Origin of the sequence: Roseicella frigidaeris (genome assembly GCF_003258945.1) — a bacterium.
In the GTDB taxonomy this organism is placed as follows: Bacteria; Pseudomonadota; Alphaproteobacteria; order Acetobacterales; family Acetobacteraceae; genus Paracraurococcus; species Paracraurococcus frigidaeris.
This window is the reverse complement of sequence record NZ_QLIX01000006.1, coordinates 236,689-262,748: the sequence shown is the minus strand read 5'-3', so window position 1 is coordinate 262,748 and position 26,060 is coordinate 236,689. Positions and strand designations below refer to the sequence as shown.

The following is a 26,060-nucleotide window of genomic DNA, read 5'->3' as shown; positions in this document are numbered from 1 at the left end:
ATCGCTTGCGCCTTCGTCCGCTTGGCCATGATCCGCATCATGCTGCGACGGCTGGCCGCAACCCCCTCCGCCTGAATCAGAACTTCCCGGATGGGCTCTTAGCGGAGACCGTGGCTACCGTGAGAGCGCTTGCAACTTCACGCTGCTTGTCGACGCTTGGCAGCGCGATGCAAAGGCGCCGGAGGTCGGTGCCTGAGATTCCGTGCTGACCCGCGGCTGTCTTGATACTGCCGGCCAAGTTCCTTCGCGCGTCGGTTGTTGCGACTGCCGCTTCCACGAACTCGGGAATCGCAACCGACGGATCAAGGCGCATGCGAATGAGCTTGTCCGGGTAGACGCGCGGCGCAGAGAGCCCGCGCACGGTGCCGCAAGCGGCGACCAGATCGGCGTTGCCGTTGAAGCGGACAAAGAGAAGGTCGCCATCTCGAAGCAGATACGGATGCGCGGCAAGATCGCTGTCCGGTCGGTGATAGCGGACATCATCCAGCGAAACCCGCCCTGGTCGAACGGCCGAAATGCGCAGAATTGGCACACCGGGCGGCTCATTAGCGGGTTTCGCGGAGATTCCATTCCGTGTCTCGGTGGCGATGTCGGCAAGCGGCGTCTCCGGCCATCCATCAAGCGCTCCCTCACGAAACGCGCTGTCCAGCACCCGTTGCTGGTAGTGTTTCGCGAGCGGCGCGATGCGCAGCAGGTCGGCGCGGGCCTGGCGGGTGCGGGCGAACAGCGCCTCGATCCGCGCCACGATCCGGCGCTGCTCGGCGGGGGGTGGGATCGGCACTTCGATGCCGCCCAACGCCTGCGCTGGAAGATGCTTGATTGTCGTACCGGTGAAATGTTGCGCGATTTCGCTAGTCTGCGCGATGTGAGTCAGATAATGCGCGATCCAGTCGGCAAGCAATGCGCTGGAAGGTCGAACGCGATGCAGCGCCTTCTGAAACTTCAGAGGCGTTGGCCCACCGCGCCAAACCGCTGCGCGGCCTGGTTCACCGCCCTCGCACACCAGTACGTCGCCGTCTGCGATCGAGAACTTCGCGGCCTCGTTGGGAGTGAAGCGCATCACTGCTAGATCCGAGAGATCAAAGCAGCCCCACCGGACATTCACGTTGCGCAGGTATTGGTGTGTCTGGCCTTCGATATTCTTGGCTTTGTCGAGCATCTTGCCAAGTTGCAGGTCGGCTACGCGCGCCAGCGGCAGAACCGCCCACGAGGTAGGCAGATTCTCACTCACTCCGCCGCCTCCGCGCGCTCGCCGTTGCCGTTCAGCTCCCCGGCCAACGCCTCCACCTCCACCATCGCCCGCGCCAGATGTGTGCGGATCGCCTCTAGGATGTCCTCCGGCTCCTCCAGCGCGTCCTCGGCCGCCGTGTCGTCGCCGCGCAGCCAGGAAATGTCGAGGTTCTCGCCGCGCGCCGCGATCTCCTCCCGCGTGAAGCGTCGGAACCGCCCCTCCGCGCCCTCGTCCTCGCGCGCCGCGCCGCCGTTCGGGTCCTCGCCATAGGCGGCCTCGAAGGCGGCGAAGTCCTCGGCGCGCAGCGGGCGGGTCTTGCCATAGGCCGGCTGGCCGGCGCGCATGTCGTACACCCACACCGCCTGCGTGTTCCGGCGGGCCGTCGTGCCGCGGCGCAGGAACACGACATTGGTCTTCACGCCCTGGGCGTAGAAGATCCCGGTCGGCAGGCGCAGGATGGTGTGCAGGTTGGCCACCTCCATCATCCAGCGCCGCAGCTCCCGCCCCACGCCATCGGCGAACAGCACATTGTCCGGCAGCACGATGCCGGCGCGGCCCCCCGGCCTCAGTGCGCGGACGATGTGCTCCACAAAGGCGAGCTGCTTGTTGGAGGTGTCGGCGGTGATGGTGAAGTCGCCGCGCACCGGCCGCCCGCCGCCCTTCTTCGTGCCGAAGGGCGGGTTGGAGAGGATCAGGTCCGCGCTCCCCAGTGCCTCGCCATCGGGCCCGAGCGCGTCGCCGCCCTTCACGCCATCCGGCTCGATGCCGTGCAGCAGCAGGTTCATGGTCAGCAGCCGGTGCGTGCCGGGCACCAGCTCAAGGCTTCGGAACGCCTCGCGCCGCTGGAACTCCTGCTGCGCCTTGGGCAGAGCGAAGAGGTCGTCGGTCGCCGACCTGATGGCGCGATCCGCCGCGACCAGGAAGCCGCCGGTGCCGGCGGCGGGGTCCTGGATCACCTCGCCGGGGCGGGGCTTCAGCAGACGGATCATGCTGTCGATCAGCGCGCGCGGGGTGAAGTACTGGCCGGCGCCAGACTTCTTCTCGGCGGCGTTCTTCTCCAGCAGCCCTTCATAGAGGTCGCCGAGGCCCTCCTCCTTCGCCGAGTACCAGTCCAGCCGGTCGAGCGCGCCGACCAACTCGCGCAGGTTGGCCGGCTTGCGGAGGCTGGTCTGGGCGTTGTCGAAGATCGTGCGGATGCCGGGATGGCCGGAGGTGCCGAGCTTCAGCAGCGTCGCGCGGTAATGCGTCAGCAGTGCATCGCCCTCGCGCGCCGTCAGGCCGGACCAGCGGCAATCGGCCGGGACCAGCTCCTCCCGCCCAGTCTCGGCGAGCATCTTCAGGAACAGCAGGTAGGTCAGCTCGGTGACGTAGTCCTGATAGGTGATGCCGTCATCGCGCAGGATGTTGCACAGGCCCCAGAGGCGCTGGACCAGGTTGGTGGTGGTACCGCTCAAGGACGCGCTTCCTTCACTCCGCGATTGACTTCCTCGGCCCAGATTGGTCGAGGTTGCTGTGTGTCATCGCGCGTCATATCGGCGATGAACTCGTCCGCAATCCACATCCTAAAGCGGATCATCATGTCAGGGGTTAGGGCTAAGGTGGCGACGATCTTATTGTCTTTGGTGGATTGAACAGCATAGCCGACGAGCCTTGGCTGGCTCCCCGCCGGAGTTCGGCACAGAGATTCAACAGAACTGCCGTCTGCGTGAGCGACAGCATTTCGAATAAGGACGATGGCGTCGGCCACAGACTGCGTATTCTGGGGTTCCCCGTGACCAAACTGGCCAAACCCCTCGGTCTTCATCCGTTCATAGAAGCGGCGTGCGGCCAGATCGTTAGGGCTCGACCCCTTCGTTCGCATCCGTTGTGCAATCCAGCAAACGATGGACGAGAACAGCGCAAAGGCCTGCGTCACGTCATGTTCGGCCTGCGGGCTTGCGCGGAGCATGTCCCGCAGGCGCAGGATTACGGCCCATTCGACCTGATCTTTGGTGATCTGCATCAGGCCGCCTTCCAGACGTCTTCGTTGATGTCGGCGAGCAGGGAGGCGAGCTGCCCACCGAAAACCGTGTTGAGTCGCTTCATGCCGCCGTTCTGCGCGAACAGGCCCTCATCGAGAAGGGTCGGATCGGCGACGCCCATCTCCTTCACTAGGCCGGCGAGGCGATCGAGCCATTGGCGCTGCGGCGCGGTCCACGCCTGGCGGGCGCGTAGCCGGGCCATGGCGCGATCCACCCGCACCGCCCAAGGCTCCAGCGCGTCGCCAAGCGCAGCCTGCCGGACGAAGCCGATCAGCCCAGCCGCGATGTCCTGGTTGGTGGCGTCGCGATAGGCGGCGCGCAGGGTGGCCTCGGTGAAATGCTCGGCCTGCAGCGCCATCGCCAGTTCCTTCAGCACGGCGCGGGTGAGCTCGCGCGGGCGGGTCAGCACGGTCTGCAGGGCGGCGAGCGTGTTGCCGTTCTCGCGAAGGAAGGTGGCGAAGGCCGAGAGGTAGTCCTCAGGCCGGCCCGCGGCGCCGTAGCCAACCGTCGTGCTGTGGTGGCTGTCGGGGTGGTAGGACACGGCGAGCGGCAGAGGGCGCCCGCCTTCCGGGTTCCAGTCAAGGATGGGGCCGAGGGTGGGGCGAGCCTTGACCCACTCGGCCAGGTCCTCGGGCGTGGCGCCCTGCGCGCGTGCCAGGGTGTCGGCGGGGCTTTCGCCCGTCGCGTTCTCCCACGCCTCGGCCGCCTGCGGGCTGAGCTTGCCGATGCGCCGACGCAACCGGACGAGCAACTGGTCGCGGACGGCGGCGCGGAAGACCGGGTCGGTCGCCTCGGCGAGTTCCTCTAGCAACTGCTCGAAGGACAGCTTCGGGTCGACCACCACGGGCCTCATCTCGGTGAAGGCCTGGATGGCGTCGTATTGGCGGACGGCATCGAAGACTCGGAAGGTCTCCTTGCCGATCGCGTCGCAGCGGCGCGTCGCGCGGCCGATCATCTGGTCGTAGAGGATCCGGCTGTTCACCCGGCGCAGGAAGACCAGGTTGACGATGGAGGGCACGTCCACGCCGGTGGTCAGCAGGTCCACCGTGACCGCGACCTTCGGCAGCGCGTCGTTGCGAAAGCGCCGGATCATCCGGCCGGGCTTGTCGATGCTGCCGGTGATCTTCTGGACCGCGCCGTCCTCGATCTCGCCATACGCGGCGGCGAAGGCGTCCTTCAGGGCCTTCACCACGATGTCGGCATGCGCGTCGGTGGCGGCGAAGACCAGCGTCTTGCCGGGCAGGCTTGGATCAATGTGCTTCGCCAGTTCCTCGGCGACGACGCGGTTGAATTCCTGCGTGATGACCCGGCGATTGAAGCTCTCCACCTCGAAGTCGAGATCGTCCGGGGCGGTGGTGAGGTCGATCGCCTGGGTCAGCGGGTCGAGCAGCGGCAGTTCCTCGCCCTGCCGGAAGTGGATGCCGGCCTGGGAAAGCGCCGTCTCGATGCGGATCGGCGGCTCCTGGTCGATGAGGTAGCCATCCACCACCGCTTCACGCAGGCCGTAGGTGAAGACGGGGCGGCCGAAGATCTCGGTGGTGTGCAGTGCGGGGGTGGCGGTGAGGCCGATCTTGACCGCGTCGAAGTGCTCCAGCACGCGGCGGTACTTCGAGACGTAGTCGGCCTCGCTCCGGAAGCCGAGTTCGGCGTCCCCCAGTTCGCGGTCGAGCGTGTAGCCGCGGTGGCATTCGTCCACGACGATGAGGTCGTAGAGATCGACCGCCGGCACGTCCTCCGGCGTCTCGGCGTAGAGGATGCGCTTCACGAGGGACTGGATAGTGCAGATGTGCACCTTGGTCGCCTCGTCAGGCGCGACCTCGTTCAGCCCTTTAAGCCCGAAGATGTCGGCGAAGGTGTTGGCGCCGACGACGCGAGTGGTGCGGAACTCGCCGCCGGCCTGGTCGCCCAGCGAGGTACGGTCCACCACGAAGCAAACCCGCCGAAAGCGCCGCGTGGCGAGCAGCCGGTAGAGCATGGCGATGGCCAGCTTGGTCTTGCCTGTGCCGGTGGCCATGGCGAGCAGCAGGGTGCGGTGGCCGTCCTCGGCGAGGTTGCGCTCCACCGCTTCGATGGCGCGGCGCTGATAGGGGCGCAGTTCGAAGCCGAAGTCGAAGGGCTTCTGGGCAAGTTCCGCCTGCGCCTTGGTCTGGTCCTGCCCGAGCAGGGCAAGCAGCCCGTCCGGGGTGTACCAGTCGGACAGGGCGCGCCCGTGGTTGGTCGGCGCGCGGGCGTCGCGGAACCAGATGCCGGACTGGGTCTCGATCTGCTTGAGGTAGCCGCGCCCATTGGCGGAGAAGAGGAACGGTAGCCGGTAGGCCGGCTCCTGTCCTTGGCTGTCGGCCGGCCAGGGGCCGCCAGCGGGCAGCTCGGTTCCAGCCTCGGGCAGGAAGCCCTGGGCGTAGCGGCCCGCCTGACCCAAGGCGGCGGCGACGTTCCGGTTGCGCCGCTTGGCCTCGACCACTCCGACGCAGGTCAGGCCACAGAATAGGGCGTAGTCAGCAGGACCGCTGGTCGTGGGCCACTCGGCAATGGCCAAGTTGCGGCCCTTGGCGGGCCGAGCGCCGGCGGCGTAGCGCAGGGTGCGGCTGTCGGCCTCCCAGCCGCGCGCGCGGAGTTGCGCATCGATGCGGTCGCGGGTGCTGGCCTCGTCGAGATCGAGGGCCTCGGCGGCCTGGAACGCAAGGAGGCTGATGGTCTGCTGTGCCGCGGGCGGGGAGGTCGCGGCAGCCTGCTGCAGCGCGGTAAGTTCTGCGGCGAGGGCCGAACGGGCGGACTGCTCCTCGGCGGCCAGCGCCTCCCACACGGCGCGGTCAGCCGCCTCAGCCTGGGCGCGTGCCTCGGCCGCTTTGGCCGCCTCGCGAGCGCGCTCGGCGGTCGTCAGGCTCGCGTCCCGCTCGGCGCGCAGGCGCTCGATCTCGGCCTGCAGCTCCGCGGTGGCGTCAGCCGGCGGGCGCGGCGGTTGGAAGGGGCCGGGCTTGAACTTCGGGTCGCCGAAGGTGCGGTGGAAGAAGATGGCCAGCTGTCGGGCGAGTCGGAGCGCGGCCATGGCCTCGGCATGGTCGCCCTGATGGCCATGCGTGGCATCGTTGCCGCGCCGCCGCAGGTCGTGGAACACGTCGAGCACGTCCCGCGGGACGGTGCCCTCACGGCGCAGGCGCGCCAGGAGTTCGGCCTGGCTCTCCTCCATCGTGGTGAACACGCCGGTCCGCGCGGCGATCTGCTGCGCAAGCATCTCGCCGAACTGTCGAAGCTTCATCAGGGAGGTGACGGGGTCGTCCGGGAAGTACTGCTCGGCCCGGGTCGCGACCACCACCAGCCCCGCATCGTAACGAGCGAGGAAGCCGAAATTGGCAGAGGGAGGGAGAGTGACCGGCATGCGACGCCGCTATGGAACAGGCGGGACCCGTTACGAGCAAGCGTTCCGTACCGTGATTCGGCGCGCGCAGTACGGCAACGAGGGAAACGGGATTACAACACCGCCCGCGAGGCCGGACCCAAAGTGCTTGGAATGCCTGGGCCTTTCCCGGCGTACCGTTTGCCCGCAGTCCAGAGGTCCGGAGAATATGGCGTCTCCGAAGAGCCGAAACGGCGCCGTTTGCCCTCTCTACAGTCCAGAGCCACGGCGAGAAGCCGCCAATATACTGGCGTTTTGGACGGAAGGTGGCGCTTTGCTATCGGGAGGTCGGAGAATGACTGGCGGATGGGGTGGGATTCGAACCCACGATACGCTTTTGACGTATACGCACTTTCCAGGCGCGCGCCTTCGACCGCTCGGCCACCCATCCCGCGCCGCGGCCGCCCTTGCCGGGGCGCCGCGAGGGCGCGGACCATAGTGGCCCGGCCTGCCCAGGGCAACCCCAGCGGCAGCCCGGGGCGGGGGCTTTTCCGCGGACCGCTTCCGTGGTTCCTCCCGGCACCGAACCAAGCCCGGGAGGTCACCCGCACCCATGCATCGCCGTCACATCCTGCGCGGCAGCACGCTCGCCGCCGCCACCGCCCCGCTTGCCATGCCTGCCCTGGCGCAGCCCCAGGCGCCGGCGCTGCGCTGGCGGCTGACCAGCAGCTACCCGACCAGCCTCGACGCCATCCACGGCGCCGCGCATGTCTTCGCCAAGACGGTCGCCGAGCTCACCGAGGACCGCTTCCAGATCCGCGTCTTCGGCCCGGGCGAGGTGGTGCCGGCGCTTCAGGCGCTCGATGCCGTGCAGGCCGGCACGGTCGAGGCCTGCCACACCACGGCCTCCTTCTACACCGGCAAGAATCCGGCCTTCGCCTTCGCGACGGGCGTCCCCTTCGGCCTCAACACCCGCCAGCAGAGCGCCTGGATGGTCGAGGGCGGCGGGATCGAGCTGCTGAACGAGCTGTTCCGCCAGTACAACGCCTACAGCCTGCCGCTGGGCGCGACCGGCGCGCAGATGGGCGGCTGGTTCCGCAAGGAGATCCGCGGCACCGAGGATCTGAAGGGCCTCAAGATGCGCATCGCCGGCCTCGGCGGCACGGTGCTCTCGCGCGTCGGCGGCGTGCCGCAGCAGCTCGCGGGCGGCGACATCTACCCGGCGCTCGAGCGCGGCACGATCGACGCCGTCGAATGGCTCGGCCCCTATGACGACGAGAAGCTCGGCCTCAACAAGGTCGCGCCCTATTACTACTACCCGGCCTGGTGGGAGGGCGCGGCGAATACCAGCTTCGTCGCCAATCTCGACCAGTGGAACGCCCTGCCCAAGGCCTATCAGGCGGCGATCCGCACCGCCTGCGCCGAGGCGACGACCTGGATGGTCGGGCGCTACGACACCCGCAACCCGGACTCGCTGCGTCGGCTGCTCGCCAGCGGCACCCAGCTCCGCGCCTTCCCGCGGGAGGCGATGGAGGCCTGCTACCGCGAGGCCCTGGCGCTCGAGCAGGAGCTGGCGGGCAAGAGCCCGGAATACCGCAAGATCCACGAGGCCTGGTCGAAGTCGCGCGACGACATGCGGGCCTGGTTCCGGGTGGCGGAGCTGTCCTTCGACAATTTCCTCGCCCAGGCGGCGGCGCGGCGCTGAGGCGGCTGCCCTACACCCCGTAGTGCCGACGATACCAGGCGACGAAGGCCGGGATGCCGATCTCGATCCCGGTCGAGGGCACCTGGCCGGTGAGGGCGCGGAGCAGGCTGGTATCGGCCCAGGTCTTCAGCACCTCGCCGGGTTGCATCGGCAGATAGGTGCGGATCGCCTCCCGGCCGCAGGCCCGCTCGATCTCGGCGATGAGGTCGAGCAGCGGCACCGGCCGGGCATTGCCGATATTGACCACCCGGAAGGGCGCGGCCGGGCTGACGGAATCGCAGTCCGCCACCTTCCGCCCGGCCTCCGGCACGTAGTCCGCGAGCTGCGTGATCGACGTCACCAGATCGTCGATATAGGTGAAGTCGCGTTCCATCCGGCCATGGTTGTAGATGTCGATGGCACGGCCGTGCAGGATCGCGTCGGTGAACTTGAAGAAGGCCATGTCCGGCCGGCCCCAGGGGCCATAGACCGTGAAGAAGCGGAACATGGTGATCGGCTGCCGGCGGATCGCGGCATGGGCATGGCCGAGCTGTTCGGTGGCCAGCTTGGTGGCGGCATAGATGTTGAGGGGCGTCGCCACCGCCTCCGTCTCCCGGAAGGGCATGGCGGTGTTGGCGCCGTAGGCCGAGCTGGTCGAGGCCATGAGCAGGTGGCGCACCGGCTGCGCCCGGCAGGCCTCGAGCAGGGCGAAGGTGCCGCCGATATTGGCGTGGACGTAGCTGGCCGGATGCTCCAGCGCGTAGCGGACGCCGGCCTGGGCGGCGAGGTGGATGACCACCTCCGGCGCCTCCCGCGCCATCACCTCCTCGAGCCGCGCCGCATCGGTCAGGTCGAAAATATGGGCGGTGAAGCCCGGGTGCCGGGCGAGCTCGGCATGCCGGGCCTGCTTCAGCCGCACGTCGTAATAGGGGACCATGGCATCGATCCCCGCCACCGCATGCCCGGCCGCGAGCAGCCGGGCGGCGACATGGAAGCCGATGAAGCCGGCGCTGCCGGTGACGAGGAATTTCATGGCCGGCGCTCCGCTCTGTCCGCGCCCCAGATAGGCCAGAACCCTCCGCGGCGGAACTCGGCCGGGCTTCCTCGGGGCCCGCTCTCGGATCTTCATTGACAAAGCCGTGATCGTTTCGTTTTAACGTCCCATGCTGCTGACGAAACGAGATGCGGCGGCGGCGCGCCTGCCGGCCACCGATGCCGCTCCGGGTGCCGCCGAGGCGGCCCGGCTGACGCAGCTCGAGGCGCGGTTCGCCGCCCGGGCGGCCCGCATCGCCGTGATCGGCCTCGGCTATGCCGGCCTGCCCATGGCGCTCGCCCTGGCCGAGGCCGGCTTCCAGACCCTCGGCATCGACCAGGATGTCGGCAAGCTGGCGCGGCTGGCGGCCGGCGAGACCGGCATGCGCCATGTCGGGCCGGAGCGCCTGGCCCCGGCCCTGGCCAGCGGCCGCTTCGCCGTCAGCGGCGACCCGGCGCGGCTCGCCGAGGCCGATGCCATCCTGATCTGCGTGCCGACCCCGCTCGGCCCCGACCGGGCGCCGGACCTCGCGGCGGTGCGGCTGGCGGCGGCCACGGCAGCCCGGGCGCTGCGGCCGGGCCAGCTCGTCGTGCTGGAATCCACCACTTGGCCGGGCACGACCCGCGAGGTGGTGCAACCCATCCTGGAGGCGGGCGGGCTGCGCTGCGGCGTCGATGTCTTCCTCGCCTATTCGCCGGAGCGCGAGGATCCCGGCAATTCCCGCTTCCGCACCGCGACGATCCCGCGCGTGGTCGGCGGCGCCGATCCGGCGGCGCTGCGCCTGGCCCGGGCGCTCTACGGCGCGGTGATCGAGCAGGTGGTGCCGGTCGCCTCGCTCGAGGCCGCGGAGGCGGTGAAGCTCGTCGAGAACGCCTTCCGCGCCGTCAACATCGCCTTCGCCAACGAGATGAAGCTGGTCCTCGGCGCCCTGGGGATCGATGTCTGGGAGGTGGTGGCGGCGGCGGCCAGCAAGCCCTTCGGCTACATGCCCTTCTGGCCGGGGCCCGGGGTCGGCGGCCACTGCATCCCGGTCGATCCGCTCTACCTCGCCTGGAAGGCGCGGGCGGCGGGGGTGCCGGCGCGCGTCGTCGAGCTCGCCGGCGAGATCAACGCCGACATGCCCTTCCATGTGCTGACGGCGTTGCAGGCGGCGCTGCGCGGGCGGCTGGGCCGCGGCCTCGCCGGCAGCCGCATCCTGCTGCTCGGCGTCGCCTACAAGCCGGATATCGAGGATGTCCGCGAAAGCCCGGCGCTGCGCCTGATCGAGCTGATCGAGGGGCAGGGGGGCGAGGTGGCCTATCACGACCCGCTGGTGCCGGTGCTGCCGGCCCTGCCGGAGCATCCCGGCCTCGCCGGCCGCCGCTCCCGCCCCTGGGCGGAGGCGCTCGCCCGCTGCGACGCGGCGGTGATCGTCACCGACCATGCCGGCATCGACTATGCCGGGCTCTGTGCCGCCCTGCCGCTGGTGGTCGATACCCGCGACGCCTGTGCCCGCCGCGGCCTGCGCGGCGCGCAGATCGTCAAGGCGTGACGCTCATCCTCCCTCGAGCGCCTGCCGCACACCCCCGGTTTGCCCGGCGGCGCGGCGCGCGGGCCCCGTCCGAGGCCTCGGGCCGGCCAGGCGACCGGTCCGCCGGCTCGAGGACGCCGCCGCCTTACCCCGCGCGCAGCCGCTCCTCCATCTCGCCGAGGATGGTGGCGTCGTCGATGGTCGGCGGCACCGTATAGGCCTCGCCATCGGCGATGCGGCGCAGCGTCGCGCGCAGGATCTTGCCGCTGCGGGTCTTCGGCAGGCGGGAGACGACGCGGGCATCGCGGAAGGCGGCGACCGGGCCGATCCGCTCGCGCACCAGGGCGACCAGTTCCCGGCAGATCTCCGCCTCCGCCCGCGCCACGCCCGATTTCAGCACCACGAGGCCGAGCGGCACCTGGCCCTTCAAGCTGTCGCGGATGCCGATGACGGCGCATTCGGCGATGTCGGGATGGCCCGCCAGCACCTCCTCCATGCTGCCGGTCGAGAGCCGATGGCCGGCGACGTTGATGATGTCGTCGGTGCGCGACATGACGGAGATGTAGCCGTCCTCGTCCACCACCCCCGCATCGGAGGTGTTGTACCAGCCGGGGAAGGCGGCGAGGTAGGACTCGCGGAAGCGGTCATCGGCCTGCCAGAGCGTCGGCAGGCAGCCCGGCGGCAGCGGCAGGCGGATGGCGAGCGTCCCGCCCTGGCCGCGCGGCAGCGGCTGCCCCGCCTCGTCGAGCGCGGCGACCTCGTAGCCCGGGCTCGCCTTGCCGCCGCTGCCGAAGCGCGCCGGGAACAGGCCGAGGCCGCGGAAATTGCCGCTGATCGGCCAGCCGGTCTCGGTCTGCCACCAGTGGTCGATCACCGGCTTGCCGAGCAGCCCGGCGCACCATTCGGCGGTCGGCGGGTCGCAGCGCTCGCCGGCGAGGAACAGCGCCTCCAGCCGCGAGAGGTCGTGCGCCGCCAGTAGCCGGCCCTCCGGGTCGTCGCGCTTGATCGCCCGCATGGCGGTCGGCGCGGTGAACATCGCCTTGACGCCGTGCTGCGCGCAGACCCGCCAGAAGGTGCCGGCATCCGGCGTGCCGACCGGCTTGCCCTCGAACAGCACCGTGGTCGCGCCGGTCAGCAGCGGCGCGTAGACGATGTAGGAATGCCCCACCACCCAGCCGACATCCGAGGCGGTGAACATCACCTCGCCCGGCCCGACGCCGTAGAGCATGGCCATGGAGTGGCGCAGCGCCACGGCATGCCCGCCATTGTCGCGCACCACCCCCTTCGGCTTGCCCGTCGTGCCGCTGGTGTAGAGGATGTAGAGCGGGTCGGTCGCCGCGACCGGCACGCAATCCGCCGGCGCGGCGGCCGCCTCGGCGGCGAGCCAGTCCTCGTCGCGGCCGGCGAGCAGCGCCGCCTCCGCCTGCGCGCGCTGCAGCACCAGCACCCGGTCGGGCTTGTGCGGCGAGAGGGCGATGGCGGCGTCGAGCAGCGGCTTGTAGGCGACGACGCGCCCCGGCTCGAGGCCGCAGGAGGCGGCGAGGATCACCTTCGGCCTGGCATCGGCGATGCGGGCGGCGAGCTCGGCCGCGGCGAAGCCGCCGAAGACCACCGAATGCACGGCGCCGATGCGGGCGCAGGCGAGCATGCCGATCGCGGCTTCCGGCACCATCGGCATGTAGAGCACCACGCGGTCGCCGGCCCCGACGCCGCGCTCCCGCAGCGCCCCGGCGAGGCGCGCGACGCGGCCCTGCAGCGCGGCATAGGTCAGGGTCTCGACCCGGCCGGTCATCGGGCTGTCCCAGAGGATGGCGGCCTGGCCGCCGCGGCCGGCGGCGACATGCCGGTCCACCGCGTTGTGGCAGGTGTTCAGCCGCGCATCCGGGAACCAGCGGCCATAGGGGCCGGCCCCGGGGTCGAAGATCCGGCGTGGCGCCTCGGCCCAGTCGATCGCCGCGGCCGCTGAGGCCCAGAAGCCCTCGGGGTCGCGCCGCCAGGCGGCATAGGTCGCGTCATAGGCGCTGGCCCCCGCGCCGGCCTGTCCCGTCGCCGTCTGCCCTGTCGCCGTCTGCCCTATCGCCGTCTGCCCCGTGGCCTTCTGCATTGTCGCCTCCCGCATTTCCTGCCGGGGAAACTGGCAAGGCCCGGCAGGCTGGGCAAGCGGTTGCGGCCGCCCCGGAGGGGCGCACCGCGGCTAGGCCCTGGGCCGGGCCAGGAAAGGCTGGCGGCGGCGATCGCGGTTCGCTAAAGCGGCCGGAGGACAGGCCTGACGCCCCGCGCGTGCATCTGCTCCAGGAGCGACGGCCGCCGCCGGGACGGTGGCCGGCACCCGCAGGCCGATCCCCCGCAAGCACGGCTGGACGGCGCGGCATTTGCCCTGGATCAATGCCGAGCCCGGCCCCTGGCCGCCTATGCTGCAATGCAAACATAACGGTCAGGGAGAGCAGGCGTGGCCACAGCCGACGAGGCGCGGATCCTGGACAATCCGAAATTCCAGGAATTGGTGCGGAGCCGCTCGCGCTTCGCCTGGACCCTGGCCGGCATCATGCTGGGGATCTACCTGGCCTTCATCTTCCTCGTCGCCTTCGCGCATGACCTGATGGCGGCCCGGATCGGCAGCGGCGTCACCTCGGTCGGCATCGTGCTCGGCCTCGTCGTCATCGTCGCGGCCTTCCTGCTGACCGGCCTCTACGTGCAGCGGGCGAATGGCCGCTTCGACGCGCTGACCCGCGACCTGCAGCGGGAGATCGCCTGATGCGCCGCCGCCTTCCGCTCGCCCTCGCCGCGGGCCTCCTCGGCTTCCTCGGCACCCATGCCATCGCCTGGGCGGCCGGCGCCGTCGAGGGCAATGTCCAGAAGCAGGGGCTGAACATCGCCGCGATCGCGATGTTCTTCCTCTTCGTCCTCGGCACGCTCTTCATCACCTACCGCGCCGCCGCCTCCTCCAAGTCGGCGGCGGATTTCTACGCCGCCGGCGGCGGCATCACCGGCTTCCAGAACGGGCTGGCGATCGCCGGCGACTACATGTCGGCGGCCTCCTTCCTCGGCATCTCCGGCCTCGTCTTCGCCTCCGGCTTCGACGGGCTGATCTACTCCATCGGCTTCCTGGTCGGCTGGCCGGTGGTGCTCTTCCTCATCGCCGAGCGGCTGCGCAACCTCGGCAAGTTCACCTTCGCCGACGTGGCCAGCTTCCGGCTCGACCAGACGCAGATCCGCATCCTCTCGGCCACCGGCACGCTGGTCGTCGTCGCCTTCTACCTGATCGCGCAGATGGTCGGCGCGGGGAAGCTCATCCAGCTCCTCTTCGGCCTCGACTACCTCTATGCCGTCGTCATCGTCGGCGCGCTGATGATCGTCTATGTCGCCTTCGGCGGCATGAAGGCGACCACCTGGGTGCAGATCATCAAGGCCTGCCTGCTGCTCGGCGGCGCCACCTTCATGGCCTTCATGGTGATGCTGCATTTCGGCTTCAGCCCGGAGGCGATGTTCGCCGAGGCCGTGCGCGTCCATCCGCGCGGCGAGGCCATCATGGCGCCCGGCCAGATGGTGGCCGATCCGATCTCGGCCATCTCGCTCGGCCTCGCCCTGATGTTCGGCACCGCCGGGCTGCCGCACATCCTGATGCGCTTCTTCACCGTCTCCGACGCCAAGGCGGCGCGGAAGAGCGTGTTCTACGCCACCGGCCTGATCGCCTATTTCTACATCCTCACCTTCATCATCGGCTTCGGCGCCATCACCTTCCTGATGGTCGATCCGGGCTACTACCAGACCGCCGCGGACGGGACCTTCAACCGGATCACCGGCCTCCTCGGCGGCACCAACATGGCGGCGGTGCACCTGGCGAACGCGGTCGGCGGCAGCCTCTTCCTCGGCTTCATCTCGGCCGTCGCCTTCGCCACCATCCTCGCGGTGGTGGCCGGGCTGACCCTCGCCGGGGCCTCGGCGGTCAGCCACGACCTCTATGCCGAGGTCTTCTCCCGCGGCCGCGCCTCGGAGCGGCGGGAGGTCAACATCTCGAAGGCCGCCGCCGTCGTCATCGGCATCGTCGCCATCGTTCTCGGCTATGTCTTCGAGAACCAGAACGTCGCCTTCATGGTCGGCCTCGCCTTCGCGGTCGCGGCGAGCTGCAACTTCCCGGTGCTGCTGATGAGCACGATGTGGAAGGGCTGCACCACCCGCGGGGCGATGTGGGGCGGCTTCCTCGGCCTGGTCTCGGCGGTGGCGATGGTGGTGCTGTCCAAGGCGGTCTGGGTGCAGACCCTCGGCCATCCGCGGGCGCTGTTCCCCTACGACAACCCGGCGCTGTTCTCGATGACGATCGCCTTCCTCGGCATCTACGTCATCTCGCGGCTGGACAACAGCCAGCGGGCGCGGCGGGAGATCGCCGCCTACGACGCGCAATATGTGCGCTCGGAGACGGGCATCGGGGCGGCCTCGGCGCATATCCACTGACCACGGGGGCCGGGGCGCCGCGCCGGCGTCCCGGCCCCACCGGGGGCCGCCGCCATGCCGAACGGCTTCGACGCCAGCAACCCGCCCTTCGACCGGCTGACCCAGCCCGAGATCGGCGAGCTGCGGGCCGCGCTCGACATCGCCTATCTGGCGCCGGGCGAGGCGGTGCTGCGGCCGGGCCAGGCGGCCGAGCACCTGCACGTCGTCATCAAGGGCGCGGTCGAGGCGCGCGACGGCGAGACGCTGAACGCCGTGCTCGGCCCGAAGGACAGCTTCGACAGCCGCGCCCTGGTGCATGGCGCGGCCGGCGAGGCCTTCGTCGCCGCCGAGGAGACACTCTGCTACCTGATCCCGCGCGCCCTGGTCCTCGACCTGATCGCCCGCAACCCCGGCTTCGCCGCCTTCTTCTACTCCGAGGTCTCGGCCAAGCTCGACGCCTTCGCCCGGTCGCACCGCGCCGAGGGGATGGAGAGCGTGCTGCGCGCCCGGGTGGGGGAGGCGAGCCGCGGGCCGGCCCTGCTGCTGCCGGGCGACGCCTCGATCCAGGCGGCGGCGCGGCAGATGCAGGAGGCGCATATCAACGCCGCCTTCGTGCGGGACGGCGCGCGCACCGGCGTCGTCACCGGCATGAACCTGGCGAAGGCGGTGCTGCTGCGCGGCCTGCCGCCGGAGACGCCGGTGCGCGAGGCCTGCCATTTCGACGTCATCGCGGTGGAGGCCGGGGACTTCATCTTCGATGCGCTGCTGCTGATGACCCGGCACGACAAGCGCCGCATCGCGGTGCGCTCGGGCGGCGCCTTCACCGGCTTCCTCGAGGACATCCACATCCTCGGCCTCGTCGCCGGCAACTCCCAGCTCATCCCGGGCCGGATCGACCGCGCCCGCGGCGTCGAGGAGCTCGCCGGCCCGGCGCAGGACATCCAGCGCCAGGTGGAACGGCTGCACCGCCAGGGCGTGAAGGTGGAGCAGATCGCCGAGATCACCTCCGACCTCAACCGCCGGCTCTTCGTCCGGCTCTTCGAGCTGCTCGCCCCCCCGGCCATCCGGGCGCAGGGCTGCCTCGTCATCATGGGCTCGGAGGGCCGCGGCGAGCAGACGGTGCGCACCGACCAGGATAACGGGCTGCTGCTGGAGGGCCCGGTGCCCGAGGCGGAGCTCGCCGGCTTCCGCACGACCTTCTCGGCGGCGCTCGCCGCGTTCGGCTTCCCGCCCTGCCCGGGCGGGGTCATGGTCAGCAACCCGCTCTGGTCGCAGCCGGTCGAGGGGCTGGTCCGCCAGCTCCGCCTCTGGATCATGGAGCGGACGCCGGAGGCGGCGATGAACCTGGCGATCTTCTTCGATGCGGTCGCCGTCACCGGCCGGGCCGGGCTGCTCGCCGAGGCGAAGCAGGCCATGGCGACGGCGCTGCGCGACGACCGGGCGCTGATCGCCCGCTTCGCCAGCCTGGTGGAGGCCTTCGAGACGCCGGCGCTCGGCATGCTCTCCGGCCTGATGGAGCGGGTCGGCCTCGCCCCCGATGCGATCGACATCAAGAAGGCCGGCATCTTCCCCGTGGTGCAGGGGATCCGGGCGATGGCGCTCGACCGCGGCGTCATGGTGCCCTCGACGGCGGGGCGGATCGAGGCGCTGGCGGCCGCGGGCAGCCTCTCCGAGGCCTTCGGGCGGGAGCTGCTCTCGGCGCTCCGGGTCTTCATGGAATATCGCCTGCGCGCCCAGCTCGAGGCGGTGCAGCGCGGCCGGCTGGAGCATGAGGCGATGGTGGCGCCCGGCGCGCTCTCGGCCGCCGATCGCGACATCCTCCGCGACGCCTTCCGCATCGTCCGCGAGTTCCGCGAGCTGCTGCGCAACCGCTATGCCCTGGCGGGCTTCGGCTGAGCCCGGGCATGCGGCGCGGCGCCCTCTGGCGGCTCTTCTACCGGGCCTCGCTCGGCGACCATGCCTACAAATTCCTCTTCGAGCCGGGGCCGCCGGGCGAGGCGGTGGCGCTCGACTGCGAGACCACCGGCCTCGATCCCCGGCGCGACGAGATCCTCGCCGTGGCGGCGGTGCGCATCCGCGGCAACCGCATCCTGACCAGCGAGCGCTTCCAGGCGATCGTCCGGCCGGAGGCGGGCCAGCCCGGCGCGGAGTCGATCAAGGTGCACCAGCTCCGGCGCCGCGACCTCGTCGATGCCCGGCCGATGCGCCAGCTCCTGCCGGCGCTGCTGCGCTTCATCGGCGGCCGGCCGCTGGTCGGCTACTACATCGATTTCGATATCCGCATGCTGGACCGGGCGGCGATGGACCTGATCGAGGTGAAGCTGCCCAATCCGCGGATCGAGGTCAGCGCGCTCTACTACGACCGCAAATACGGCGACGCCCCGCCCGGGACGGTCTTCGATCTCCGCTTCGCCAGCCTGCTGCGCGATCTCGGCATCCCGCCGCTGCCGGCGCATGACGCGCTGAACGACGCGGTGATGGCGGCGATGGCCTATCTGGCGCTGCGCGACCTGCAGGCGCGGGGCGTGCGCATCCCGCGCGAGCGGCAGAGCCGCCAGGCCCTGCCGCCCATCGTCGGGTGAAGGGGGAGGGCCGGCGGCCGCTCCCCTACAGGTCGGCGCTCGCCGGCCGCCGCTGCGGCGGCTCCGCGGCGTCGGCGGCGAAGATGTCGCGGTCCTTCGTCTCGGGCACGAAGAGCGTGCCGATGACGACGGTCGCGGCGGCGATGACGATCGGGTACCAGAGGCCGAAATAGATGTCGCCGGTCTGGGCGATCATGGCGAAGGCCGTCGCCGGCAGCAGGCCGCCGAACCAGCCATTGCCGATATGGTAGGGCAGCGACATCGAGGTGTAGCGGATGCGGGTCGGGAACAGCTCCACCAGCGCCGCCGCGATCGGCCCGTAGACCATGGTCACGTAGATCACCAGCAGGGTCAGGATGCCGATCAGCACCGCCGGCTGCTCGCGGAAGATGTCGAAGGGCGAGGCCATCCGCACGACGGTGGGGTTGGCCGCCGGCGGGTAGCCCGCCGCCGTCAGCGCCGCGGCGAGGTCGCGGTTGAAGGCGGCGGTCGCCGGCCCGCGCTCGGCCGGGCCCATCTCCCGCAGTTGCGGCGCCGCGATGACCTTGTCGCCGATCCGCACCGCGGTGCCGGCGCGGCCGGGCGTGCCCTCGACCGAGTAATTGACCGAGGCGCGGGCGAGCGCCGCCTTGGCGACGTCGCAGGCGGCGGTGAACTGCGCCGTGCCAACCGGGTTGAATTGGAAGGAGCAGGTGTCGCGGTCGGTCAGCACCTGCACCGCGATGGTCTGGTGCGCCTGGTGCAGCGCCGGGTTCGCCTCCGCGCTCATCAGCTTGAACAGCGGGAAATAGGTCAGCGCCGCGATCAGGCAGCCGCCGAGGATGATCGGCTTGCGGCCGATCTTGTCGGAGAGCCAGCCGAAGAGCACGAAGCCGCCGGAGCCGAGCAGCAGCGACCAGGCGATCAGCAGGTTGGTGGTGTAGCCGTCCACCTTCAGCACCGAGCCGAGGAAGAACAGGGCGTAGAACTGGCCCGTGTACCAGACCACCGCCTGGCCGGCGACGAGGCCGAGCAGGGCGAGCAGCGCCACCTTCGCATTCTTCCACTGGCCGAAGGCCTCGGTGATCGGCGCCTTGGAATGCGTGCCCTCCTCCTTCATCCGCTTGAAGGCCGGGCTTTCCTCGAGCTGCAGCCGGATCCAGACCGAGATGCCGAGCAGCAGGATCGAGACCAGGAAGGGGATGCGCCAGCCCCAGTCGCGGAAGGCGGCGTCGCCGAGGGCGAGCTGGGTGAAGAGGATCACCAGCAGGGAGAGGAACAGCCCCGCCGTCGCGGTGACCTGGATGAAGCTGGTGTAGAAGCCGCGGCGGCCATGCGGGGCATGCTCGGCGACATAGGTCGCGGCGCCGCCATACTCGCCGCCCAGGGCCAGGCCCTGCAGCAGCCGCAGCACGATCAGGATGACCGGCGCGGCGATGCCGATGCTCTCCGCCGTGGGCAGGATGCCGACCAGGAAGGTCGAGCTGCCCATGATCAGGATGGTGATGAGGAAGGTGTATTTCCGCCCGACCAGGTCGCCGAGCCGGCCGAAGACCAGGGCGCCGAAGGGGCGGACGAGGAAGCCGGCGGCGAAGGCCAGCAGGGCGAAGATGTTGCGGGTGCCCTCGGGGTACTGGCTGAAGAATTTGGCCCCGACGATCGCGGCGAGCGACCCGTAGAGGTAGAAGTCGTACCATTCGAAGACCGTCCCGGCGGAGGAGGCGATGATGACCTTCCGCTCCTCCCGCGTCATGGGACGGACGTCCTGATCCGATCTGACGATTGCCGCCTGGCTGGCCATTCCGCGCCTCTTGTCGTTTCCGGGCGCCGTCGGACGGCGCCTGCCCCGTTTCGTGTCGCTTCCCGGCGCCGGCACGGAACGATGGTCCCGGACGCAGACGGCCGTCGGCCGGCAGCCTAGCCCGGATTCGGTGAGATTCGGCAACGAAACCACTGAAGATGAACGGATTATGAAGGCACCGCAGGCTTTGCCCCTGGCCGGGACGACGCTGCGCGCTCCCTCGACACTCTCGGTTCGCCCACCTTCACGGCCGGGGCGCCGGAGCCGTCGCTCCGGCGCGTCACCGGCCGATGCCGGTCCGCCCTGGAGCGTGATCGCCTGAGGTGGACGTACCGGAGGCGCGAATCACGCGACCAAACAACGCGCTGGACCATGATCCGCGAACCGGCGTTCACGGGAAGCGCCCTAGCTGAAACGGACGGCGAGGCGGCCGAGCCGCCCGAAGGCGGCGTGCAATTCCATCCCCGGCATCGGTGCGATCGCCACCCCGACCGACACCACGATGAGCGAGCCCTCCGGCAGGCCGCCGGCCCGGCGCGCCGCGAGCGCCGCGGCCATCATCGCCTCCTCGATATCGACCTCCTCGCCCCGCCGCCAGGTGCCGGCGATGGCGAGGGAGACCCGCAGCCGCATCGGGGCCAGGCGGCGGCCCTTGCCGAGCACGATCTCGCCGAGGCCGGCGAGATCGGCGGCCGCCAGGGCGCCGGTCGTCGGCATCTCGGGCAGCCGCCAGCTCCCGATATCGAGCGCCGGATGCAGGCTGGCGAATTTCGGCATCTCGTCGCCGCGGCGCGGCAGGTCCTCGGCCAGCCGACCGGCGACCGCCGCGGCGGCGCGGGCCAGCCGCAGCCGCGTCAGCGGGACGGCCTCGCCCTCCTCGCGCAGCCGCGTCGGCAGCACCGGCCCCGCCACCGGGCGGCCGGACAGGGTGATGAGGCGCAGCCCGCAGGGCGCCAGGCCGAGCATGTCCAGCATGCGGGCGGCGATCCGCTGGCCGTCGAGCATGCTGCGCGGGATCGCGGCCGGGGGCAGGGGGCCGGACCCGGTATCCTGTCGCAGGGCCTCCGCCAGCGCCGCGGCCGCGCGGTCGCGCAGGGCTGCATCCATCGGCCGTTCCTCCGCGCCGCGGCCGTCGCGGCGGCCGCATGCCACCACGAACGCCGCGTGACGGGATGTCCCGGCGGGGGCGCCTTTCGGCCGGATGGCACGCCAAGCCGCGCGGCCCTGCCGACGGATCGCGCACGGCGGATCCCCGCGGCAGAGGCTGCGTCAAGCGCCACCGCTGCGGCGACCATATCGAAGAGTGGAGCCGCGGTGGAAACTCGCTGCCCTGCCCCGGTCCGGCCTGTGGCGAATCGCACACCGGCGGCCCCCGGGGGCTGCCGGCCGGCCAGGGCGCCCGGCTACTTCGTCACGAAGGCCTTCTCGAGGACATAGGTGCCCGGCTCGCTGTTCGAGCCCTCGACGAAGCCGCGCGCCTCGAGGATGGCCTTCACATCGGCATTCATCGCCTCGGAGCCGCAGAGCATCACCCGGTCCTGCTCGGGCGAGAGGGGCGGCAGGCCGAGATCGGCGCAGACCTGGCCGCTCTCGAGCAGGGTGGTGACGCGGCCCTGGGTGCGGAAGGGCTCGCGCGTCACGCTCGGGTAGTAGAGCAGCTTGCCGCGCAGCATCTCGCCGAGGAATTCGTGCGCCGGCAGGTCGTTCTGGATGTACTCGTGATAGGCGAGCTCCTTCACCTCGCGCACGCCGTGCATGAGCACCACCCGCTCGAAGCGCTCATAGACCTCGGGCTCGCGGATGAGGGACATGAAGGGGGCGAGGCCGGTGCCGGTCGAGACCATCCAGAGGGTCCGGCCGGGCAGCAGGTTCTCGGTCAGCAGCGTGCCGGTCGGCTTCTTGCCGATCAGCACCGTGTCGCCGACCTTGATGTGCTGCAGCCGGGAGGTGAGGGGGCCGTCCTGCACCTTGATGGAGAGGAATTCCAGCTCCTCGTCCCAGGGCGGGCTCACCATGGAATAGGCCCGGACCAGCGGCTTGGCGCCGAGCATCAGGCCGATCATGGCGAACTGGCCGGCGACGAAGCGCAGCGCCGGGTCGCGCGTGCAGCGGAAGGAGAATTGCCGGTCCGTCCAGTGATGGACCCAGGTCACCGTCTCGCCGAAGAAGGCGGGCGGGATGGCGGGCTTCGCGGGGGCGAGGGGCAGGGCGTCCATGGCCAGCCTAGATGCGGAAAGCCTCGCCGCAGCGCAACAGGAGATGCCGCATATGAGCCTTGCACGGGGGTGAAATCCGCCGCCGCCGGGCCAGATGCGAATTTTCTGGCGTCTAGATGAAAATAGAATTACAAAAAATACATAATACTGGTTCGAGGAGGCCGACAATGCCCGAGATCGAACTCACCGAGGTCCTGGCCTGGGCCCTGATCGTCGCCGGCGTCACCTTCGCGGCCATGGCCCGACGCGGCCTGCCGGCGGCCTCCATCAGCGCCGCCCTCGCGGCGCTCGCCCTGAAATCCGCCTTCCTGGGCTGAGCGCCGCCCGCCCCAGCTAGGCCCGCCCCTGGGAGGCCCATCCCTGGAAGGCCCGCCCCTGGGAGGCCGGGGCCCGATCGGCCATGCTGTCGCCGCGGCAGGCGGAGGCGGCGATGGCGGAGCGGGACGGGACGGATGACAGCGTCGGGGCCTTCGTGCCGGGGCCGCGCGCCACCTGCGCCGGCGCCCCGGAAGGGCCCCTCGCCGGGCTCGGCTTCGCGGTGAAGGACCTCTACGACATCGCCGGCTGGCCGACCGGCTACGGCAACCCGGACTGGGAGCGGACCCATCCGGTCGCGGCGGGCACCGCGCCGGTGGTGCAGATGCTGCTGCAGGCCGGCGCCTCGCTGCGCGGCAAGACCCGGACCGTCGAGCTCGCCTACGGCCTCACCGGCGAGAATGTCTGGCAGGGCACGCCGCTCAATCCGCGGGCCCCGGACCGCTTCCCGGGCGGCTCCTCCTGCGGCTCGGCGGCGGCCGTCGCGGCCGGGCTGGTCGATTTCGCCCTCGGCTCGGACACCGGCGGCTCCGTCCGCATCCCCGCCAGCTATTGCGGCGTCTACGGCATCCGGCCCTCCTGGGGCGCGGTGAGCCTGGCCGGCGCCTGCGGCCTCGGCCCGAGCTTCGACACCGCCGGCTGGTTCGCCGCCCGGGCCGGCCTGCTGGCGCGGGTCGGCGCGGTGCTGCTGCCCGAGGATGCCGCGCCCGGCCAGCACCCGGGCCCGCTGCTGAAGCCGGAGGAGCCCTGGGTGAACGCCGATCCCTCGACCGCGCTGGCGCTGGGCGAGGCGATGGAGGCGCTGCAGGGCCTGCTCGGGCCGGCGCTGTCGATCGGCCTGGCGCCCGAGGGGCTGCCGGCCTTCTACGAGCATTTCCGCAACGCGCAGGCGGCCGAGGCCTGGGCGACCCTGGGAAGCTGGGTCGCCGCCACCCGGCCGCGCTTCGGCCCCGGTGTCGCCGAGCGCTTCGCCGCGGCGCGCGACATGGATCCGGCCCGGGCCGCGGCCGGCCGGGACTTCCGGCGCCAGGTCGCCGCCCGGCTCCGCGCCCTGCTGGCCGGCGGCGCGGTGCTCGCCTACCCGACCAGCCCGGCGCCGGCGCCCCGGCTGGAGGCCAGCCAGGCCGAGCAGAATGCGGTGCGCGAGCGCAGCATGGGCGTCACCGCCATCGCCGGCTTCGCCGGGCTCTGCGAGGTGAGCCTGCCGGTGGCCGAGGCGGCCGGGGCGCCGGTGGGCCTTTCGCTGGTCGCCGCGCCGGGCCGCGACCGGGCCCTGCTGGCGCTGGCGGAGCGCCTCGCCGGAGCGCTCGGGCTGCCGGTCTAGGGGGGGGCTCGTTCGCCGCGGAAACGCCCGAACGGATGAGGCTGCCGTGACCGCAGGCGAACGCGGCGTGCTCCGAGGGCGGCGGGCGGCACTCCGGGTTCCGCGCGCGCGGATGAGGCTGGACGAGCGAGGAGGCCCGGCCTTCGGGCGCATCGCCGGCCTGACGCGGCGGCATCGCCATGAGTGCTTTCCAGGACGGGGGGAATTCGGCCATGAGGGAGTCTTCCCAGACCGGAGTCGGCCGGCGGGGGACCGGAGGGGCATGGGCCGGCCGGGTGCCATGCCGTCGGCGCTGCCGGGCTGCACCGTCCCCGGCCGGCGACGGGTCCCCTGGAAGACGCCCCCGGCCGGACAGAACAGGATCGACCGAATGCGCATCCGCGACGCCGTGCACGCCGACATCCCGGCCATCACCGCCATCTATGCGCATCACGTGCTGCACGGCACCGGCACCTTCGAGGAGGTGCCGCCGACCGAGGCGGAGATGGCGGGCCGCATGGCCGAGGGCGAGGCGCATGGCTGGGCCTGGCTGGTGGCCGAGGGCGAGGAGCTGCCGGGCGAGGCGCCGGGCCTGATCGGCTACGCCTACTACGCCCAGTTCCGCATGCGCTCGGCCTATCGCTTCGCCGCCGAGAACAGCGTCTATGTGCGCAACGACGTCCGCGGCATGGGCGTCGGCAAGGCGCTGGTGGCGGCGCTGCTGCAGCGGGCCGAGGCGGCGGGGTTCCGCCAGATGTTCGCGGTGATCGGCGACAGCGACAATGTCGGCTCCATCGGCCTGCATCTCTCGCTCGGCTTCCACCGGGCGGGGGTGCTGAAATCCGCCGGGATCAAATTCGGCCGGTGGCTGGACGTGGTCTTCATGCAGCGCAGCATCGGCGCCGGCGACCGCGACCTGCCGGGCTGAGGCGCCGCCCCGCCGCGCGAATTGCCGTGCGCCGCCGCCCCGGCGCGGGCCATGATCCGCCGCTGCGGGAGGTGCAGCATGGGCGAGACGGGCAGCCCGGCGGTCCGGGCCTTCTTCGACGAGGCGACCAACACCGTCACCTATCTGGTCTGGGACCCGGCGACGCGGCGGGCTGCGATCGTCGATCCGGTCCTCGACTGGGACAACCGCAGCGGCGAGGCCGGGACGGCGAGCGCGGACCGCGTCCTCGATGCCCTGCGGGCCGAGGGCCTCGGCCTCGACTGGGTGCTGGAGACGCATGTGCATGCCGATCACCTGACCGCCTCGCCCTATGTGAAGGCGGAGGCGGGGGGGCGGATCGGCATCGGCGAGCATATCCGCGCGGTGCAGCAGATCTTCCGCCCGGTCTTCGGCGCCGAGGACGTCACGCCCGAGGGCGGCGATTTCGACCTGCTCTTCGCCGATGGCGCCCGGTTCCTGCTCGGCAGCCTGCCGGTGCAGGTGCTGCACGTGCCCGGCCACACCCCGGCCTGCGTCGCCTATCTGGCGGGCGATGCGGCCTTCGTCGGCGACACGCTCTTCATGCCGGATTACGGCACCGCCCGCTGCGACTTCCCGGGCGGCGACGCGCGGGCGCTGTGGCGCTCGATCCAGCGGCTGCTGGCGCTGCCGCCCGGGACGCGGATCTTCACCTGCCACGACTACAAGGCGCCGGGGCGCGCGCATTTCGCCTGGGAGAGCACGGTGGCCGAGCAGCGGGCGCGCAACCCGCATCTCGGCGCGGGCATGACGGAGGAGGAGTTCGTCGCCATGCGGCGGGAGCGCGACGCCACGCTGCCGGCGCCGCTGCTGCTGCTGCCGAGCATCCAGGTGAACATGCGCGCCGGCCGCTTCCCGCCGGCCGAGGCGAATGGCGTGCGCTATATGCGCATCCCGGTGCGGATGACGGGCGGCCTCGCCGGCAAGACGCCCGCCGCGCCTTGACGCAGGGGGCTGCTACACCGTCAGCAGGCGCCGCACCGCCTCGTCGTCCATCGCGTCGATCGGGCCGCCGAGCGCCACCTCGCCGCGCACCATGACGGCGATGCGGTCGGCGAGCTCGCGGGCGAACTCGTAATACTGCTCGACCAGCACCACGGCGAAATTCTTCTCCCGCGCCAGCAGCCGGATCACCCGGGCGATGTCCTTGATGACGCTCGGCTGGATGCCCTCGGTCGGCTCGTCGAGGATGAGCAGCCGCGGCCGGGCGGTCAGCGCCCGGGCGATGGCGAGCTGCTGCTGCTGCCCGCCGGAGAGGTCGCCGCCCCGCCGGCGCAGGAACTGCTTCAGGATCGGGAAGAGGGTGAAGACCTCCTCCGGCACCTTGCTGCCGCGCGGCGCCGCGGCCAGCGCCGTCTCCAGGTTCTCCTGCACGGTGAGGAAGGGGAAGATCTCCCGCCCCTGCGGCACGTAGCCGATGCCGGCGCGCGCCCGGTCCGCCGGGCCGAGGGCGGAGACATCCTTGCCCTCCCACAGGATGCGGCCGCCCTGGATGCGCTCGAGCCCGGCGATGGAGCGCATCAGGCTCGACTTGCCGACGCCGTTGCGCCCGAGGACGCAGGTGATGCGGCCGGGATCGGCCTCGAGCGAGACGCCGCGCAGGCAGCGCGAGGCGCCATAGGAGAGATCGATGGTCTCGACGCGGAGCATCGC

20 protein-coding genes and 1 tRNA gene are annotated in these 26,060 nt (G+C 71.1%); 10 read left to right on the top strand and 11 right to left on the bottom strand.

From position 1 onward, the window contains the following. Positions 1 to 76: 76 nt before the first annotated feature. From DOO78_RS11385 to DOO78_RS11365, 5 genes are all read right to left on the bottom strand, one after another. Positions 77 to 1,231: a restriction endonuclease subunit S gene (locus DOO78_RS11385; protein WP_111469872.1), complete on the bottom strand. Its 1,155-nt coding sequence runs from the start codon at positions 1,229 to 1,231 to the stop codon at positions 77 to 79. Then, a complete protein-coding gene (locus DOO78_RS11380; RefSeq protein ID WP_111469871.1) occupies positions 1,228 to 2,685 on the bottom strand; it encodes a class I SAM-dependent DNA methyltransferase in 1,458 nt (485 codons plus the stop codon). Before DOO78_RS11380 ends, DOO78_RS11385 begins: the two co-directional genes overlap by 4 nt. Further along, the gene (locus DOO78_RS11375) at positions 2,682 to 3,233 is read right to left on the bottom strand and encodes a hypothetical protein (RefSeq protein ID WP_111469870.1); all 552 of its coding nucleotides are present in this window, start codon (positions 3,231 to 3,233) and stop codon (positions 2,682 to 2,684) included. Before DOO78_RS11375 ends, DOO78_RS11380 begins: the two co-directional genes overlap by 4 nt. Further along, positions 3,233 to 6,628, bottom strand: coding sequence for a type I restriction-modification system endonuclease (gene hsdR, locus DOO78_RS11370; protein ID WP_111469869.1), 3,396 nt, complete (start codon positions 6,626 to 6,628; stop codon positions 3,233 to 3,235). The genes DOO78_RS11375 and hsdR overlap by 1 nt, the downstream gene beginning before the upstream one ends. 318 nt (positions 6,629 to 6,946) lie before the next feature. After that, positions 6,947 to 7,037 (bottom strand) — tRNA-Ser (locus DOO78_RS11365). 162 nt (positions 7,038 to 7,199) lie between these two features. Between DOO78_RS11365 and DOO78_RS11360 the strand changes: the two genes are divergently transcribed. Next, the gene (locus tag DOO78_RS11360; protein ID WP_111469868.1) at positions 7,200 to 8,291 is read left to right on the top strand and encodes a TRAP transporter substrate-binding protein; all 1,092 of its coding nucleotides are present in this window, start codon (positions 7,200 to 7,202) and stop codon (positions 8,289 to 8,291) included. Positions 8,292 to 8,301: 10 nt separating this feature from the next. On the opposite strand, the gene DOO78_RS11355 is transcribed toward DOO78_RS11360, so the two are convergent. Beyond that, positions 8,302 to 9,303 carry an NAD-dependent epimerase/dehydratase family protein gene (locus tag DOO78_RS11355; RefSeq protein ID WP_111469867.1) on the bottom strand — a complete coding sequence of 334 codons (1,002 nt, stop codon included), beginning with the start codon at positions 9,301 to 9,303 and terminating at the stop codon, positions 8,302 to 8,304. Positions 9,304 to 9,433: 130 nt separating this feature from the next. Here DOO78_RS11355 and DOO78_RS11350 point away from each other — a divergent pair, with 130 nt between their 5' ends. After that, a complete protein-coding gene (locus DOO78_RS11350; RefSeq protein WP_111469866.1) occupies positions 9,434 to 10,834 on the top strand; it encodes a nucleotide sugar dehydrogenase in 1,401 nt (466 codons plus the stop codon). A 124-nt stretch (positions 10,835 to 10,958) separates the two neighbouring features. Here DOO78_RS11350 and DOO78_RS11345 read toward each other — a convergent pair whose 3' ends face one another. Next, the gene (locus tag DOO78_RS11345) at positions 10,959 to 12,917 is read right to left on the bottom strand and encodes an AMP-binding protein (RefSeq protein WP_111469865.1); all 1,959 of its coding nucleotides are present in this window, start codon (positions 12,915 to 12,917) and stop codon (positions 10,959 to 10,961) included. A 345-nt stretch (positions 12,918 to 13,262) separates the two neighbouring features. Between DOO78_RS11345 and DOO78_RS11340 the strand changes: the two genes are divergently transcribed. The 4 genes from DOO78_RS11340 to DOO78_RS11325 are packed head-to-tail and all read left to right on the top strand — an operon-like array spanning position 13,263 to position 17,826. After that, positions 13,263 to 13,568, top strand: coding sequence for a DUF485 domain-containing protein (locus DOO78_RS11340; RefSeq protein ID WP_111469864.1), 306 nt, complete (start codon positions 13,263 to 13,265; stop codon positions 13,566 to 13,568). Beyond that, on the top strand, positions 13,568 to 15,265 hold the full coding sequence (locus DOO78_RS11335) for a cation acetate symporter (RefSeq protein WP_111469863.1): 1,698 nt from the start codon (positions 13,568 to 13,570) through the stop codon (positions 15,263 to 15,265). Before DOO78_RS11340 ends, DOO78_RS11335 begins: the two co-directional genes overlap by 1 nt. Positions 15,266 to 15,319: 54 nt before the next feature. Further along, positions 15,320 to 17,140: a DUF294 nucleotidyltransferase-like domain-containing protein gene (locus DOO78_RS11330; RefSeq protein ID WP_111469862.1), complete on the top strand. Its 1,821-nt coding sequence runs from the start codon at positions 15,320 to 15,322 to the stop codon at positions 17,138 to 17,140. 8 nt (positions 17,141 to 17,148) lie between these two features. After that, positions 17,149 to 17,826 carry a 3'-5' exonuclease gene (locus DOO78_RS11325; protein WP_111469861.1) on the top strand — a complete coding sequence of 226 codons (678 nt, stop codon included), beginning with the start codon at positions 17,149 to 17,151 and terminating at the stop codon, positions 17,824 to 17,826. 25 nt (positions 17,827 to 17,851) lie between these two features. On the opposite strand, the gene DOO78_RS11320 is transcribed toward DOO78_RS11325, so the two are convergent. From DOO78_RS11320 to DOO78_RS11310, 3 genes are all read right to left on the bottom strand, one after another. Beyond that, positions 17,852 to 19,558 carry an MFS transporter gene (locus DOO78_RS11320; protein ID WP_111469860.1) on the bottom strand — a complete coding sequence of 569 codons (1,707 nt, stop codon included), beginning with the start codon at positions 19,556 to 19,558 and terminating at the stop codon, positions 17,852 to 17,854. A gap of 453 nt (positions 19,559 to 20,011) precedes the next feature. Next, entirely contained in the window at positions 20,012 to 20,713 is a 702-nt protein-coding gene (locus DOO78_RS11315) for a hypothetical protein (protein WP_111469859.1), read from the bottom strand. A 296-nt stretch (positions 20,714 to 21,009) separates the two neighbouring features. Beyond that, a complete protein-coding gene (locus tag DOO78_RS11310) occupies positions 21,010 to 21,822 on the bottom strand; it encodes a ferredoxin--NADP reductase (RefSeq protein ID WP_111469858.1) in 813 nt (270 codons plus the stop codon). A 167-nt stretch (positions 21,823 to 21,989) separates the two neighbouring features. On the opposite strand from DOO78_RS11310, the gene DOO78_RS27465 reads away from it, so the two are divergent. From DOO78_RS27465 to DOO78_RS11295, 4 genes are all read left to right on the top strand, one after another. Continuing rightward, a complete protein-coding gene (locus DOO78_RS27465; RefSeq protein WP_165838841.1) occupies positions 21,990 to 22,139 on the top strand; it encodes a hypothetical protein in 150 nt (49 codons plus the stop codon). An 83-nt stretch (positions 22,140 to 22,222) separates the two neighbouring features. Continuing rightward, on the top strand, positions 22,223 to 23,461 hold the full coding sequence (locus tag DOO78_RS11305; protein WP_207802868.1) for an amidase: 1,239 nt from the start codon (positions 22,223 to 22,225) through the stop codon (positions 23,459 to 23,461). Between the two features lie 370 nt (positions 23,462 to 23,831). Further along, entirely contained in the window at positions 23,832 to 24,368 is a 537-nt protein-coding gene (locus DOO78_RS11300; RefSeq protein WP_111469857.1) for a GNAT family N-acetyltransferase, read from the top strand. A 78-nt stretch (positions 24,369 to 24,446) separates the two neighbouring features. Continuing rightward, on the top strand, positions 24,447 to 25,352 hold the full coding sequence (locus DOO78_RS11295) for an MBL fold metallo-hydrolase (protein ID WP_111469856.1): 906 nt from the start codon (positions 24,447 to 24,449) through the stop codon (positions 25,350 to 25,352). A gap of 12 nt (positions 25,353 to 25,364) precedes the next feature. On the opposite strand, the gene urtE is transcribed toward DOO78_RS11295, so the two are convergent. Continuing rightward, positions 25,365 to 26,057, bottom strand: a complete 693-nt coding sequence (gene urtE / locus DOO78_RS11290; RefSeq protein ID WP_111469855.1) for an urea ABC transporter ATP-binding subunit UrtE — start codon at positions 26,055 to 26,057, stop codon at positions 25,365 to 25,367. Positions 26,058 to 26,060: the final 3 nt, after the last annotated feature.